The organism is Alteromonas sp. ABH4_457 (genome assembly GCF_056160625.1).
On record NZ_JBSWXN010000004.1, the window covers coordinates 164,669 to 180,004 of the forward strand.

Annotated in this window: 16 protein-coding genes; 4 read left to right on the plus strand and 12 right to left on the minus strand. The window is 43.5% G+C overall.

The annotated features are described in order from the left end of the window. Positions 1-60 precede the first annotated feature (60 nt). The 7 genes from ACXAGR_RS10600 to ACXAGR_RS10630 form a co-directional block, all read right to left on the minus strand. On the minus strand, positions 61-1,329 hold the full coding sequence (locus ACXAGR_RS10600) for a zinc ribbon domain-containing protein (RefSeq protein WP_474850015.1): 1,269 nt from the start codon (positions 1,327-1,329) through the stop codon (positions 61-63). Continuing rightward, positions 1,211-1,750, minus strand: a complete 540-nt coding sequence (locus ACXAGR_RS10605) for an IS607 family transposase (protein ID WP_474850017.1) — start codon at positions 1,748-1,750, stop codon at positions 1,211-1,213. Before ACXAGR_RS10605 ends, ACXAGR_RS10600 begins: the two co-directional genes overlap by 119 nt. A gap of 93 nt (positions 1,751-1,843) precedes the next feature. Next, a complete protein-coding gene (locus tag ACXAGR_RS10610) occupies positions 1,844-2,446 on the minus strand; it encodes a hypothetical protein (protein WP_474850019.1) in 603 nt (200 codons plus the stop codon). 234 nt (positions 2,447-2,680) lie between these two features. Beyond that, positions 2,681-4,123 (minus strand): AcrVA2 family anti-CRISPR protein, encoded by a 1,443-nt coding sequence (locus ACXAGR_RS10615; RefSeq protein ID WP_474850021.1) that lies wholly within the window; start codon positions 4,121-4,123, stop codon positions 2,681-2,683. 80 nt (positions 4,124-4,203) lie between these two features. After that, positions 4,204-4,542: a hypothetical protein gene (locus ACXAGR_RS10620; RefSeq protein WP_474850023.1), complete on the minus strand. Its 339-nt coding sequence runs from the start codon at positions 4,540-4,542 to the stop codon at positions 4,204-4,206. Positions 4,543-4,626: 84 nt separating this feature from the next. Beyond that, positions 4,627-5,601 carry a hypothetical protein gene (locus ACXAGR_RS10625; RefSeq protein WP_474850025.1) on the minus strand — a complete coding sequence of 325 codons (975 nt, stop codon included), beginning with the start codon at positions 5,599-5,601 and terminating at the stop codon, positions 4,627-4,629. Between the two features lie 11 nt (positions 5,602-5,612). Beyond that, positions 5,613-6,548 (minus strand): hypothetical protein, encoded by a 936-nt coding sequence (locus tag ACXAGR_RS10630; protein WP_474850027.1) that lies wholly within the window; start codon positions 6,546-6,548, stop codon positions 5,613-5,615. A 201-nt stretch (positions 6,549-6,749) separates the two neighbouring features. Between ACXAGR_RS10630 and ACXAGR_RS10635 the strand changes: the two genes are divergently transcribed. The 4 genes from ACXAGR_RS10635 to ACXAGR_RS10650 are packed head-to-tail and all read left to right on the plus strand — an operon-like array spanning position 6,750 to position 10,153. After that, positions 6,750-7,604 (plus strand): hypothetical protein, encoded by an 855-nt coding sequence (locus ACXAGR_RS10635; RefSeq protein WP_474850029.1) that lies wholly within the window; start codon positions 6,750-6,752, stop codon positions 7,602-7,604. Between the two features lie 9 nt (positions 7,605-7,613). After that, positions 7,614-8,426, plus strand: a complete 813-nt coding sequence (locus tag ACXAGR_RS10640; RefSeq protein ID WP_474850031.1) for a hypothetical protein — start codon at positions 7,614-7,616, stop codon at positions 8,424-8,426. A 20-nt stretch (positions 8,427-8,446) separates the two neighbouring features. Then, a complete protein-coding gene (locus ACXAGR_RS10645; protein ID WP_474850033.1) occupies positions 8,447-9,310 on the plus strand; it encodes a hypothetical protein in 864 nt (287 codons plus the stop codon). Positions 9,311-9,319: 9 nt separating this feature from the next. Then, complete coding sequence (locus ACXAGR_RS10650; protein WP_474850035.1) at positions 9,320-10,153, plus strand: hypothetical protein; 834 nt, start codon at positions 9,320-9,322, stop codon at positions 10,151-10,153. 868 nt (positions 10,154-11,021) lie between these two features. Here ACXAGR_RS10650 and ACXAGR_RS10655 read toward each other — a convergent pair. The 5 genes from ACXAGR_RS10655 to ACXAGR_RS10675 all read right to left on the minus strand — a co-directional run bounded on the left by ACXAGR_RS10655 (position 11,022) and on the right by ACXAGR_RS10675 (position 15,301). Next, on the minus strand, positions 11,022-11,444 hold the full coding sequence (locus tag ACXAGR_RS10655; RefSeq protein WP_474850037.1) for a hypothetical protein: 423 nt from the start codon (positions 11,442-11,444) through the stop codon (positions 11,022-11,024). Between the two features lie 110 nt (positions 11,445-11,554). After that, positions 11,555-12,700 (minus strand): hypothetical protein, encoded by a 1,146-nt coding sequence (locus ACXAGR_RS10660; protein WP_474850039.1) that lies wholly within the window; start codon positions 12,698-12,700, stop codon positions 11,555-11,557. A gap of 258 nt (positions 12,701-12,958) precedes the next feature. Continuing rightward, positions 12,959-13,657 carry a hypothetical protein gene (locus ACXAGR_RS10665; protein ID WP_474850041.1) on the minus strand — a complete coding sequence of 233 codons (699 nt, stop codon included), beginning with the start codon at positions 13,655-13,657 and terminating at the stop codon, positions 12,959-12,961. Between the two features lies 1 nt (position 13,658). Beyond that, on the minus strand, positions 13,659-14,333 hold the full coding sequence (locus tag ACXAGR_RS10670) for a hypothetical protein (protein WP_474850043.1): 675 nt from the start codon (positions 14,331-14,333) through the stop codon (positions 13,659-13,661). 92 nt (positions 14,334-14,425) lie between these two features. Beyond that, positions 14,426-15,301, minus strand: a complete 876-nt coding sequence (locus tag ACXAGR_RS10675; RefSeq protein ID WP_474850045.1) for a hypothetical protein — start codon at positions 15,299-15,301, stop codon at positions 14,426-14,428. Positions 15,302-15,336: the final 35 nt, after the last annotated feature.

Consider the following 15,336-nt stretch of genomic DNA (forward strand, 5'->3'; position numbering starts at 1 on the left):
CCCTTGATTAAAATCGCAACGAACGCCACAATATGCGGGGTTCGTTGTTATGATTAAGGCTCAAGTTGCCTGTGAAAGTGTTTTGATGAAAATGCCGCGAGCGCCGTTAATATCGCGATCTATGCGTTTGTTTTCATCGTGTATTATCTTTCTGCCGCCTAAGTTTTCAATGACCCGACCCGTGTGAGATACTGTTTTTGAGGTATGGCTTTCATTAGTGTCGAAAACTAACTTTCCTTTCTTTTTCGCCAGCCATTTCAGGCGTAGCTTGAAGGCGTAATGCTCAAGACTCAGCATCTGGCGGCAGGTGTTGCGGCGAAGGACGCGGCCTTTGGTGCGCTTCACCATGCCTCGGGTCTGAAAGTGCGGCAGAAAAATCACATCGTATTCTTCGGTCAGGTAGTGCGCCAGACGCTGGTGCAGATCCCTGACAATATCTTCCTTTTTGCACTTCATATGGCGAATCGTTTTATCAATGTAAGTCAGCCTATCCCTTGCCCACTGCGGCATATCAGGGAATTTAAGGCCTTTACACTGATTCAGTATTCGCTGCCGCTGCGAAAGCAGAGCATCCACCTTTTTCATCAGCGGAAATAACTTTTCTTTCGCTATGTTGTCGCCTGAGGCAATGACTTCGCTCGGGCTGTAGCAGGTGGCGAAGGTTCGCACACCCTGATCGATGCTCACACACTTAGCCTGACCTTGTTTCTCGGATTTAAGCGTCATGTGCTGCTGAACATTGATGAACCAGCGGCCTTTGTTGCAGGTGACAGTCACGGACTGATCGACCGCTTCGGGCGGTACGGATTCAGTCAGCGATATTCTTCCCAGCGCCTTTACGGCGGGGTTTAGCCCCGCTGGCAGGCGGCACATTCTGAAGGAATGCACGTCACCTCGGCGGGTCTTAAAACGCATTTGAGCGGGTGATATTCCTTTGCTCAACTGCTTGTTGTTTTTACAAACCGCGATAAAGGTTTTCGCCGCTTCGCGTACTGCGTTGTCACAGATCAGCGAGTTGTAAACCCGCCCCGCGCCTTTCTGTTCGGGTTCGCAGATGGATTTCACCCACGGGCGGAGGTTGATTAACTCACCTTTTTCATCGCGATGTGTGCCTTCTCGATAGCGTTCTGCGGCGAGGTTATAGGCGCGGCGGTACAAGAAAAGTGCTTGCTTATACTTCTCCTCATCGTGCGGGAAAAAACGTATTTTCTTAGTGGCTTTTACGACGCCGTTTTGCGCTTCGCTTGCCGTAATAGCTGTTGCAGAAGCTGGTAATAAAACCGACAAGGGTGTTTGTGTCGAACGGCTCAGCGGGGTCAGTCGCGTCATCCAGTGTTGTGACCTGTCCGCCTGATAGTTCGATAAGGTGCTTGATAAGTTCGAAGCCTGAGCGGGCAAGACGGTCTTGTGAGGCAACCACAACATGGATGACATCACCGCGCACTGCGCGTTCCAGTAGGTGCTGGAGTCCTTTCCGGTGGAAGTTAAAGCTGCTGGCAATATCGCTGATGATCGCAGCGTCAGGGTAAGCGCTTCTGATGATCGCTTCCTGCGTGGCAAGGCTGCTTTTTTGCTTTGCACTGCTGACTCTGACATAACCAATAACTACACCTTCAGGAACGAAAATCCGGTAATGACCACTCGGCAATTTTTCAACTTTTTCATACACACCCGCTTCGACATTACGCCGGATGGTTTGAGAAGAAACACCATGTTTTTTAGCAAGTTGAGTAGTGGACATCCACGCCATATTACACCTGTTAATTTATACAGTTAACTGAGGGTTTGTCAAATTAATATAGCATATAATTTCACGTATTTGTTGCGTTCGTTGCGTTTTTATTTAACCGTATGAAGATACGGTTTTGTAGAGCACGTCTTGTGTGTCAGGAATATGTTTGAAGCCGGATTTGCGGAGCAGTGTTGCCAGTTTGAGGTTGTAGGTAAGTAGCATATTGTCATTTACTTCCTCGCTCCTGAGTTCGGAAAAGGTGAGGTTGGTTTGCGTGAATACCATGGCCCGCTGGTACTGTCCTTCCAGAAAGCTTTCAAGGCTTTTAAGGTAATTACTGAGCATGCCAATGCCACGGTATTGGGGCTTTATGTAGATCTTCTGGATAATGACTATGTGATGGGTCTGGGCGAGCTGAGAAAGATTGAGATGAGTCTGACACGTTGTGAACAAATGAAGCATGTCCGCAGAGTGGTTGGTGAAATATTCATTTACCGCAACCGAGGACTCTTTCAGGACGGTGGGCGAGAGAATGGCCAGCTGGCAGTGGCCAACATTGATGAAGTCGCCGTTGATTGTACCTTTGCTGTGGCGAGCCTCAATCGTGTGCTGATGATAGCGAAAGGCGTGCTGAGGAGCATCGCCATAGAAACCGGTGGGGGTGTCTTCAACAATAGAAAAATGTGCGTAGCTCGGCGGTATGTATCCATTCATAACAACCTCAGAACAAAATCAGGATAATATGCTGCTGTAACTGGCCGAAATATTCCTGTGAATTAATATTCAAAAACCCGCAGAATGTAAACGTCCTCTGTTTATACAATATAGGTCATTAACTAGATGAATTCCCTAAGAAAAATAATATAATTTTCTTAACAGACTTTTAACCCGTACTTTAGTATTAATTTGCTTTATTGATATAATTATTTCACAGCATAATCTGTAAGGTTAAACTTTGACCTTATACTCCTTCGGCTTCACTAAGCCTTTAACCGGATTAACCAACTTTCGCGGGATGCGCTTGATGCGTTTCTCTGTCCTTCCTTTGCCTGTCCAGTAAGTGTTGAAGTGTGCGCGTCGCCAGTGTGTCGACTTCGTGTTTTTAGGGAGATCTCCATCATTGACTGTTGTGAGCATGATGGCTTCTTCTCTGGGGAGTGAGATTTTAATATAGTCGCAGGAAGATGCGCCGCTTCGTTTCAGTTTGCGGATCTTCGCTTTGTTTAGTGTGCGCTTAAGGGATTTTTTATATTCGGTGCGCTCTCTGATCTGATTTTGGATACAATTTTCTGAGTTGATATAGAGTAGAGCTTTAGCAAGGGTTTTTATTGCATCCGGTATAAAGTGTCGTTCCTCGTCTTCAAGGGTGGTGGAGGTGTTAATTTTAAAAATTTTGTCGAACTCGGATTCGCCCGCGTCCTTTCTGGATTGCATTTCCCCTGAGCTGTAGGAGATATAAAAATCGATCAGCTCCTGTACTGAGCTGGTGTCTTCCTGAAAGGCAAAGGAGATGGTTGCAGTGCAGTCATCCAGCAGGTGGCTTTTGCCAACAGGAGAACCTGTCAGAAGAATATCCATCATGGTGATGTCGCCGCCTTCTGAAGTGATGAAGCCATTTTCTAGGGCGTGCCAGAGGAAGTTCTCTTTCGTCATCATTTCACGCCACAGTGGATCGTCTTCCTCGTCATCCTGATAGAAGCTTTTTATCGCGTCTTTCACAGACATAGAGTAGGTGCTGATGTATGCGCCTTCAAGGTGGTGCCAGTGACTTTCCTGATGCCAGATAAGCGGGGTGTTTTCGTGGCGCTTACTGCCCAGTTCCAGATAAATAAAAGGCGCGGGCGGCTGAAGAAAGGCGCAGTCAATCTGACTGCCGATATCAGTCTGGCAAAGTTCGAGGTACAGCTGATCGTCCAGCGAGAAGAAAGGCGCACCAAGCATTTCAAAACGATGAGAGAAATAAAAGTGCGAGTGAATGCCTAAGTTGGTGCCGCCTGTAGGATGTATGGCTGACGCCGCTTCAAGTGCTTTCTTGATATTGGAGTTCAGCGACATTCCCACGGAAAGCATGTTCAGTGAAACATCAATATCAGCCAATGCCAGCATGAATTGCTCGATGTCTTTTGGTGGCAAGGGTCGGCTGCCCATTTCAAACAGGATGGGGAGTTCTCCAATCAGGCGCTTTCTACGGGGCAGGGAGAGGTGGTAATGATCTACCCGAAACATCTCTTTGCCCTCAAGGCTCATGAGCCTGTCCCAGTGTTCAGGATCTTTGCGGAAGGAGTTGGCTGCTTCCTTGATCATCTCGAAGTACTCAGGGTGAATGTGTTCCCTTAGTAACTTTGACGGGCGTTCAATTTCGGCCATGTAAGGTTCTATCGAGATGGACATTATACTGCGGTTCCCTGTTCGTGTTGCTGTTAACCGGAAGATGCTAGCATAAAGCCTCAGCCTGAGCTACAGGGCGTCTCTCAGGCGACTTTTTCGGAATCTTGCAGATAGGCAGTCATAGCGGCACGAATTTGCTCTGACTGTGATTGTGTGTAGTTCATATGCTCCGGCTTCAGGTTTTTCTCATCCACTAGCTCCCTGTCGATAACGCGACAGTCGATATTCATGCTGCGCATGTCATTCAATGCGCCTTTGCATGGTTTCGTGACATCGGAATGACAGGCCCACGTTTTGCCATGGATCAGGCGCATACCAACAATCTCAAATGGGGATGGCAGGCAGCCTAAGCTCTGGATGTTCTCAGACTCATCGGTAAACGCAAAAGGACAGGATGTGGTTGAGCAGTCTTTGTTGCACATAGGAACTCCTTATTCTTTTGTATATTAACACAAAACATGCCTAAAGTAAATAGGCTGTGGAAAGCCTGTCTTCCGGAATGTGTATCAGGGCATATTGATTGTGCCGATGATCTCGTTATTGTAGCTGCTGGCGCTTTCGCTCTTTGACTCTTTCTCTGCTTCTAACGCGAGCGCCTGCTGGTGCTCAATAGCCGCTTTTTCACTGTAATATTCCTCTGTCAGTGCAGAATCGGAAAGGCTGATCTTTACATAATCGCGGTGGTCGGTTACTCTCAAAAACCTACCATCTTTACTTCGCCAGCTTTTGGAATCAAGTTCAGTCTTAGCGGAGATATAGAGGTTAGTAACTCCCAGTGGGAGACTCACTTCCAAGAGAGGGTTTCCGTACAACTTGGAGAAACTATCCACCACGGCGTTGAAGAGGGGCGGATTGTCACCATCACTGCTTTTGTAAGCAATCGTTGTGATGGCAAACACCTTTTTTGAGGTCGGCATGATCCCTGCGAGTGTTGTGGTTTTGGGATTGGCATCCTCATCAGTGGTGGTGAATTTAATGCCTGCCTGATTGTTATTCAGTGAGTTATGTCTGAAGCTTAACTGGTTTCCTAGCAAGACAAACTCCTCCTCTTTTTTCAGGTTCATCCCTTCGATGGCCTTCCCTAATGTAATCCCTGAAAGAGATGGTTTGATCGGCGTATGCGTCGGCGCAACGATACGGCTCATAACGGATAATTGAAGAGCAATCAAAGGCACAAAAATCCACAGCGATGTCACAATATATTTGTCAGACAGGCAATGCGCCTGCTGACCTTTATCCTTGGATTGGACAAAATCCTGTCTGGCAGTAATGCCAAAAGTCACTATTACAATGCTCGCGAAGGTCAGAAGGAAGGCGAAGAGCGAAACATACTCTTCTGTCTCAGTCACCGACAAGATGGACAGGCCTGTGTCATACCTTGCGAGGGACATGCATTGGATAGAGGCAGTTGCGAGCACAATAAAAAGAAGCAGACTTCTGGTGAAGAAAGGGTGGTTTGTAATATCGCGAATAATTGTCACTTTCTGTTCTCTCAAGGTTTGTTTAGGATGTCGACCATGCGGAGTGCGCTCTCTGATGCAGCAGACTGCGATGACGATGATTCGGCTGCCTTTAGCTGCGCGGTGATTTCTGAAAAGGATTCGGATTTGGATTCGTCTATCAGCGTGACATCAAGTGTTGAGTTGGTATTGCTGACTCTCAGGATCAGGCCGTTTTTATCTGTCCAGTAGTAGTGGGCGAGCAAGGAGTGCAAGGGTTCACCATACAGAGCGGTATAGTTGCTAATAGTTTCATCGAGTAAGGCGTCTATCTCGGTCTCTGTGCCCGCAAATTGAGTCTCAATCATAAATACTTCATGCGATTCTGGCAGGGAGGCGACAAAAGTTTCCATTCTGATATCACCTTGAGTCAGTGGCTCGAATGACAGGCCGTACTCAGGCTTGCCAAGGGTGGTCTTAAGGTCAGTGTAATCCCCTGTGTACTGGTAATTGATGCCACCAAAGTTCACGTTGTACACCCACTCTTCGTTTGCTGAATCTTCTATCTTGGTGCCAAGAGTGAGACCTGCGAGGGATGGCTTGATGCTTTCAACCGGCGTGGGATTGCCTATAATGAAGTAACTGCTGTGAGTGATGATAAATGCAGGCGCAATAATGCTAAGCAGAATTCGCTTTAGGCTATATGTTTTTAATATCCCTCTATTAGCGAATTCAGGGTCTTTTATGCATGAGATAACTATTGCCACTACAGTTGAAATGCAAGGCAGTATAGTGATAGTCAGAATTGTAAAAGTGACGAGATTGGGGTCGTTAATGCCGCTGACGATTTTGCCAGAATCTCTCCAGAACCTCAGAGAGGGGGTGAAGTCAGGGAGGATAAGGGATAGTGAGCAGACGCCTGCCATATAGACCAGAATACAAACAAGTACTTTTACAAAGGGTGAAGGTTGGGTAGGTACTGTAGTCATAGAATACGCCGGAATGTTGTTGTGTCATTTAATATGGCGTTTATATTACATTATTTACGTGTTCAGGCAACTATTTTTGAAAAAAACATGAAGGGCAGGAGTTGTAAATTTATTTTTATGGTGTATTATAATACGCCTGAATGGCATTGTGACCCGTATATGCGTCCGAAGCTGTAAGACAACAACATGTAAGGTGTATCTATGGATAATCACTCCCCCTCGGCCACGCCGCAGGAAGGCTCACCGGAGCCGCAAAAATCTAATATAAAAAAGTCCACGGGCATAGTATTGCTAGTCAATGTCATGATGTTTGCGTTACTTATTTGGGTCTGTGCCACTGCGCCGGATTCACCATATGGTGTTGAAGATCGTAAGTCAGAAATGGTTGACGCAGTGATTTTTATGAATATGATGCTCATGCTTTTATCTACCTTTCTGTGGGGGGCTTTTCGTACAAGATGGTCTTTCATTCTTTCAGGTTTCACTTTTCTCTCAGTGTTATTTGCCTCTGTCATGCTGTCTCCGTCTTCTGTAAAGGTAGAGCGTCTATTTAATATTCCTGTGGGTGAGGTTTACTCGAAAGCGAACCTTGAAGAATGGGTCGGGGTGTTTGAGGGGTATCGAATCGCCAATTACGAGGAAAGATGGTCTGGGGAGATTGTTGCCTTTTCCTTAATTCCTGAGTCGCAGCCTGATCGTGTATCCTCTTTGCTAAGTGGTGAAGATTGGTCTTCGAGGGTCGATCTGAAGCTAGTGATAAATGATTATGCTGTGGTGACCATGGTGGAGTGGGAAAGCCCACTTATGAGTGGCGATTATTACGGCATTGAAGACCAGTTGGGTTTATCTTTCTGGGATGCAGGAGTGCGCAGTAGTAGCGAAGAAAAGTTCTACGCATACTGGGACGGCAAGCATGTATTAGACAGAGGCGTCGGCACCTCGTATGAAAAAGTGTGGCGCTTGTGGCTGGTGGACGATGCTACAAAGCCTTATGGAGAGTATGAAAAAGAACGACAGGCTGGCGAAACAAAACTGAATAAGATGTTTGGAAACTAAGGGGGTCTCATGAAAGTATTAAAATCATTATGGAAGGCGTGGGATTCTCGTTGTCAGTCCAGTACTTTGTTGTCAAAACTTGCAGTAGCGATGCCTTTGGTGTCATCAGTATTGTGGGTGTCGCTCATTCCTGAGAAGTCTTTCTTTGTATGGGATATTGTCAGTGGCTTGATGGCTTTGGTTGCGTATGCGTTTATCCTCCTTTATCTCATAGCGAAAATCAGTCTATGGCTTACAAAAGATGAAGAAAAAAGGGAGGAGATGAAGGCGGATTTGACTGTTTTTGAAAAGCCGAATGGGTTTCTCTCAATAGTGCTGCTTGCTACGTTGCCTGTCATGATCCTTGCCGCCAATGCGGGCGGTGATACTGCTATGCCTATTACCAATATCGACGGGATTTACTTAAACGAAAAATTGGACGTCGCTGACTTGCTGGAGAGAGGATTTGAGCTGGAGGCGGACGGTAACGGCTATACGATTAAAGATGCGTCCCGTCCTGAAGTCACTTATGAAGTAGAGAAAGATCCAAGTACGGGCTTAGTGTATGCGGTTGATCTGACAATGCAGCTGTCGAACAATGATAACGTCAACGCGCTTTTTGCGATGACACTGGATATCTGGGATGCAAAATACGGCGGTGCTAATCAGGGGTTGCGTAAGCGCTATTATGATGACGTGTCAATTTTTGCCTACCCTGATGCAAGCGAACATGTTGTAAAAATCAAGCTGGAAAAGGCGGGCGTAAGAGAGCTGATTGAAGCGCGTGAAGAAGCTGCTAGCGAAAAAGTTTCAAGCATGGCAGCATATGGCAACAACATTTAAATTTACGGAGTATTTTAAGTATGAATGATAAATTGGAAAATGTGGCCGTGGCTGATGGCGACACCAAGCCTGAAAAGCCTAAAAACGGTATTTGGCGCTGGTTAGGCATGGGGCTTTGGCTGTATATGGCAGTGATGCTGGTGGCAGAGCTTGTGTACGCTTTTTCTGTGCCAGTAGACATTTTTGATCCCCTTGGGTTTATTTGTCTGTTCCCTGTTCTCGTGACTCTGTGTATTACTTTTTTGCGATGGAAAAAAGGCGTTTCGGAAGCGGGTGATTTAGTATTTATTTTCTGGTTTTCATTGTTTATGACTGCTATTGGTTCTCATGGTCTTGCTGAGACCACTAAGTATGCACGGCTCTTTAATATCCCCCTCGGTGGTCAGTACACTGAAGCAAATATGAAGAAGTGGTCAGAGGTGTTCGAAGATCACGAGATAATACAAATTTTAAAAGAAGAAGCTGTCGATAAAAACTATGCACTTTGGCGGTTGAAGCCTAAGGGTCAACCAGACAATTGGGATGAGAATGCGCCCTATTCTGCGAGTGTTAATAAGTTTGACTATGCCAACATTGAGGTGATGTTTAATTCAAGCGGACAGATAACGTCAGTCGGCTGGCTGAGAGAGATTGGCGATGGCACAGTACCTTACCGAATAGTATGCGAAAGCCTTGATGAGGGTGTGAGCGGGTTTAATTACTGGGTAGGCAGTGACTCTGGTATTTTTAGTAAGGTGGAATGGGATGGCCGACACATTGTACGCTGCAACAACAACGACTACGCTCTGCGAATTACAGACCCTGTTCTGGAGAGAGGTCTAAGCGATGAAGAGCTACTGAAGCAGGCTGGTTCAGTAAAAATTAATAAAATGTTTGGTAATTAAGGAGTCGTCATGTCGAATACGAAAGATACACTTTACAATAATATGAATGCCTACTATATGGCGTTGAATCCGAAAATTCGCATATCAATGCCCGTTTTGCCAATTGTTATAGCTTTGCTTTGCATCCCTTTTGCTGACTTTTACAAGGCACAGTACTTCTGGGCGGTTCTTTATATAATGCTGGCTTGCTGGATGGTGGTGTGTATTTCTGAACCTTCCGGTGAACTGGAGGAAAAGGAAGCGAAGTTTTCACTCAGTTTTTACAAAGCATTCATCAAGCGAAAGTTTCAGGGGTTCTACCCATATCTTTTGCTTATTTCCTTTTCAGGTGCAGCGTTGTTTGTGAATGCTGCCCTGAGTTCAGGGCAGACGAAATTGCCCATAACGAACATTAACGGCATCTACCTCTATCAGCCGACCAGTGTAGAGGCGCTGAAGACTCTGGGCTTTGATTCGGTTGAGTACAGAGAAAGAGATACAAGGTCGCCTGTGTTTATTGCCAAAGATATATCTAAGCCTGAAGTGACCTATAATATTTACTACAATCCGGTAGAAGAGATGGTGACGTACATCAGAGTAGATTTTGATTTTGAAGGCAATGATGAGGTGATCGACGATATCGTTGAGGAAACCATAGGTATTTGGGATCAAAAATATCAAGGAGGTAGTCTTGGTGAGGAAACCCGCTGGCATGGTAATGTAGAGCTTGAGATAGACACGGGTATCTCCGCTTGGGAAGATATTTCAATTAGACTGAAAGACAGTAGTCTTCAGTACGTCCCATCGGTTAGTTCTCACACCAAAACAGCAAGGTTGGCGGAGATGGCTCTATATCGTCCTTAAAGTTATTTTTAAATACCCAAAGCCCGTTTACGCGGGCTTTTTGAAAAAGCGAGTTTTGACAACCTGAAGGTACGTAACAATCTGTTGAAAAGAAAAATTGGTTAAGTTAAAAAATTCTTTGAGGTAAAAGAATGCTTTGGTACGAGTGGGTTATTTCGATATTGGCAATAATAGCATCAGTTTCGATGGGGGGTGAGTTGAGGAGGGAGTCTTCCTTGTTATCGAAAATCACGGGATTGGTCATGTTTACTTTAGGTTGGGGGATGCTTATTATGTTTTTAGTTTTTATTATAAAAGATTTTCTTTAAATGAGAAAAAATTTTAATAAGTGGTGTATATTTTTTAGTTTTTACGAGTCCCGAAAAAAATCCTATAATTACTAAGGATATGACGAGGCTAAATGTAGAGCTTGGTTGCATACATCAGTCTTGATTTTGATTAACTAATGCCCTCAGTAAAGCATATCATTGTCCCAAGTAAGGATGCTCATATGGCGCTCAGGAAATACAAAAGTGAGCACGCCAGCCTTAAGTTCTTCCTGATGAAAGACCTTTCCGATGTAGTTTTCGCCTAGATCTTGAATTAAGTCGAAGCGAGTTGCGTACCTTTATGAAGAAGGTTTGATAAATAAACAAGATGCAGAAATCAAAATTTCAAAAGGAATAATACTGGCATGGGCTGGAAATTTAGCCATGGATAATGAAGGGAGTAGGCACTTGATAGGTAGATTAAATGAGGTATTGACTGATTTAAGAAGCTACTCCAATCCTGTTTTAAGTAGAGACTCTGTATTGACGATAGGCCACTTTGTTAATGCTGGTGAATTCACAAGGTGGTCGAAAAATAAGTTCAGAGAGGGTGAGATTATTTATCGCCCACAATAGAGCATATCGTTCTCCCAAGTGAGGATGCGGATGCTCTCTCTTTGGAAGCTTCCGATGATCAGTGGTGAGGATGTTAGAATATCCACTTGAGTGATGCCTTTGACGTCTGGGTGCTTCGTCATAGCGCTCATGAAAGCTTGTTGCTCATGGACGCTCATATGTCGCTCTGGGAACACAAAGGTGAGTACGCCGCCTTCTAGTTCTTCCTGATAAAAGACCTTTCCAATCTCGCTTGCGCCGAGTTCTCGGATGAAGTCGAAGCGGGGATCTCGGGGGGCAGCCATTTTTACACATCCCACTCGAAGTCCGAAAGGATATTGCCCCATACCATTACCTTGGTGGCAAGCAGGATCGATGTCACCGAGGTATTCATCCATGATATTGGCGAGGGAGGTGACTTGGGTCATGTGGTTGTTTCCTTTGTTTATTCTTGAATAAGGAAGCGAATAGTAACGCAAAAGTTAAATTATGTCAAGCTATTTGGATGTGGGATTGTACTGAGCTTAAAAATATTTACTTAAGTTCTAAGAGATTTTTGTATTTCATCAATACTTTTAAAATCGTGATTGAGCCAGATTAGGTAATATTCTTTAAGAACTTTATCGACAATATCTAATAAAGATTCTAATTGTGTCTCTTTTCTTTTATAATTAATAGAGTTGTGAGTAAAATCATTTCTTTCTTTTTTGAGTATTTCAAGTCTAGTTACAGTATCCGCTTGGTTTTTTAAAATACTGCTTAAAGTTTCTGTAAGATAACTGACTCTATATCCCCCTAGAAGAGTCTCTATTATTTTCCATAAACCTGATATTTTAGTATTTAAATCATCTTTGTCCATATAAACTGCTATGTCAGAAAATATATTTAAAAATTCTTTACCAATCTCGTCTGCCTTCAAAAGATTGATTAAGTTATCGAATCCTATTTCCTCAAGTCCTGTTCTAATATTGTTGGGATCTTTTGAGTAAATAATTTTATCTTCAGAACCTTTGTCTGTGTTATAGCGGTATTTATTGACATGTTCCCCGTTGATAAATATCTTGTAATCATTAACTAAGATAGGACTTTTGTGGTGAGTAACTATAAGTTCGCTGTTAATAGAAGAAGTATGTCTAAAGTTCAGCATTAGATATATACCTAAGAATGAGTTAGCTGCATTTACGGTTACTAATTCTCCTTCATAGGAGTTTTTGTTGTTAGTCTCTATTGATAGGTATGTATAACATTCGAAGCTTTCTACGGCGAGTACGACAGCAGGGGGTTTAATAAAAGCAAAAGATTTTTTCGATATTTCCATAGTGAAATCTGAAAAAATAATCCTTTGTTCTATCATGGAAAATTCTTTGTTTTTTAATTCTAAGACAAGAGATGTTTTCACTTTCTGGTCATTATTTTCTAGTTCATGTTCTATTTGTTTTCTTATATGTGTTTCGTTGAGATTGTCACGAAAATAATTAAGTGCTATGACTTTTCTGATGGTAGCTACAGCACGATTTTCTTCGCATTTATTTGCTTTAAGTAAAAGAAAAATATTTTCTATGGCCATAGAATATCCTTTTTCGTAGCCAATTGTATTTTTTCCTTTTCTTTTAATTTTGCTTATTGCTACTTTTATTTCACTTTCCACGTCGTAGTTAACTGGATTTGTATTATTTTTTTTCATTTTTAGTCCTATTTCTCGAATTTATTTAAATTACATATAGAAGCGCGCATTAAAAATGCTCTGATTAATCTATAGGTATAAGTTAACCTGTAATATAAAATCGAAGCCGAAACCGCACTTGAATTAATACATACTATACGTTTGCGCAAAGAGAATAAAAAATCAATAGCAATAGGTATAATAACGTAAATTGTTTTTATGTAAACAAAGCCCTGACATGCAGGGCTTAAGAGGGATTTTGATAGAGCGTAAATTCTATTACTCGGGAAACTCACACTCTCTGAGCTGACTCAGGATAAGGTTGATCTTGTTGTCTTTTGCATACCGATACGCGAAAGGACAGTAGACTTTGTTTGGCTCGGTAATCCCTATCTCCTTCAGTCTCATGTAAATACTGTGGATGTAGTCAGCACGTTTGGTAATGGGGTGGTATTTGTCTCGCACAACACTTTCAATCAGTATTCTGGCGAAGTATTGTACTGTGGTTTGATTCAGGTTTTTGAGAAAGCCATTCAGCATGGCGTCACTGTTGTAGCGGTGCTTTAGTGATGTTGGTTTGGCGAAAAATATAGCCATTATAGGATTGAAAAGCTCATCTTGCAGTCTTTGGCTAAATGGGTTGTTTTCTAATGTTTTGTTACATAGTGATGCCAGCGCTCGCAGAAATTCTTGCGGCGGCATTTTTTCGGGATGTCTTTCAACACACTGTAGTGTGAGTTCTGTGATATCCTCAAATTTAACTGCAACAGATTTTTTTGTATTGGTAATGGCAAACATGATTAGTCGTGTATGCTCGGTGGTTGTTGCGCCACGGAGTGCGGCCTTTTCAGCTTCAGTAAACACATTGTCGAGCGTCACCTCGCTGTTTGAGCAAGGTGTATGATCTTCAGAAGGCTTGCCGATAATGGAGTCTGCAATCCCCTTGAGGTATCTGGGAAGTTCTTTTTCTATTAACATGTTATTGCGCTCTCTCGGTCTTCTTGGATTCAGCAGGGTCTCCCCCGAACATACTCTCTCTTAACTGGCAGAGTAAGAGGTTATTATCGTTCTCAATCGCCCACGCATATGCTCTGGAGCAATCGAACTGCATTGGTAGCAAATCAAAGTGTTTTGTCTCCATGTCTACATCACACCGGTACAAGCATTCAGATGTGCGTTTTATCTGTCTGGAACGCTCGTAGATAGAGTAACGTTGGTTGGAAACAACATAGAAAATGCTCTCTTCGATAATCTTAGCAATGGTGCTGGGATCTAGTGTGCGCAACAGCGCTTCCCGAAAATTATTATCGCCAATTTTGTAGTCAGCAAAGGTGTCTGACAGCACATTCAATAAGTGGCTTTTGGCGCTTTCATTCAGGTCGTTATTGTAGATGAGTTTGCCGAACACCTTGGCCATCATGAAAAAGGCTTCCTGAGAAGGTTGGTCTTCTTTGTCGGCAATTTGACAGCTCATGCAGGCTTCGCAAATAGACCACGTTTTCTCACTTATCCTGATGGTAGGATCGTCAGAGTTTAACAGTTCTTCAATGCTTTTGACTTGCTTTCTAATGCTGGCCTCAAAAGGACTGGGTTCGGTTTCTGTCGCCTCAGAGGCACGGAATGGTGTTTTCAGGAAGTTAATGAGTGCTTGCATGATTTATAGTCCAAAATTGCCGCAGAGGCTTTCTGTGGCTTAAAAAATGATGATTAGTGTGTTGTCATATCTGATTTATAAAGCGACATAGGCTAGGGTTGCTCAAGAATATTGATTGTCTTAGCTATTTTATTGTCGCTTCTTTCTTCGCTTAGTCTGCGCTTATTCCCCTCTGCTTTTTGGTATTCTTTTTTATAGCGAGTGGCGAGCGTATTGTCGGTTAAAGTGACAGTAATCCGATACCTGTCTTTGATTAAGTAAAGCTCCAAGCCGTTCTTATCTTTCCAGAGGTAGCCTTGAAGCAGCAAGCTGTGTGGCTCGCCATATTGAGCAGCGTAATGGCTTAGTATGCGGCCAAAGGCATTGTCGATATCATCCTCACTGGTGGGTATAGTCGTTCTGATCATAAACGGCTTGTGCGAAACAGGCATGAAGGCAACTGAGGTCTCCTTTGCATCGGATCGTATTTCTTTATTATCTAATTTCATCTTAAACGACATGATGTTGGAAGTGTAGTTGTATGACTTCAGTTCAGGCGCGACATACAAATCTGAATCATAGGAGATAAAAGGAAAGTCGCGAAGAGAATTGTCAGCACGCAATTCAAAGCCTGACAGGGCGGGTTTAATTGCGCCGGTATTGCTGTCGAAACTGGCTTTCGATAACAAAAGGTGGCAGAAGCAGGTGGCGATCAGGGAAAGTATGATAAAACCTCTTACTCGCCACTTAGGGAATTTATAGCCGACCCATGCGGCTAAGAAAAGCCAAATTGTCCCAACAACTTTGACAGATTGAAAGTTGTTCAGTACAGATCTTCCGGTAATGATGTTATCGAAATCGCCGAACACCACATTCGAGTTGAGTGATGGAGATGTAAGGCATAAAGATAAGAAACAGAGAATAAAAACACCGTAGGAAATCATAATCCGCATGAGTGTGTATGTGGTGAGACCTTTAATGTATGTCATAAAATACGCCGTAAGGGGTAGCTAATAAGCAGTGG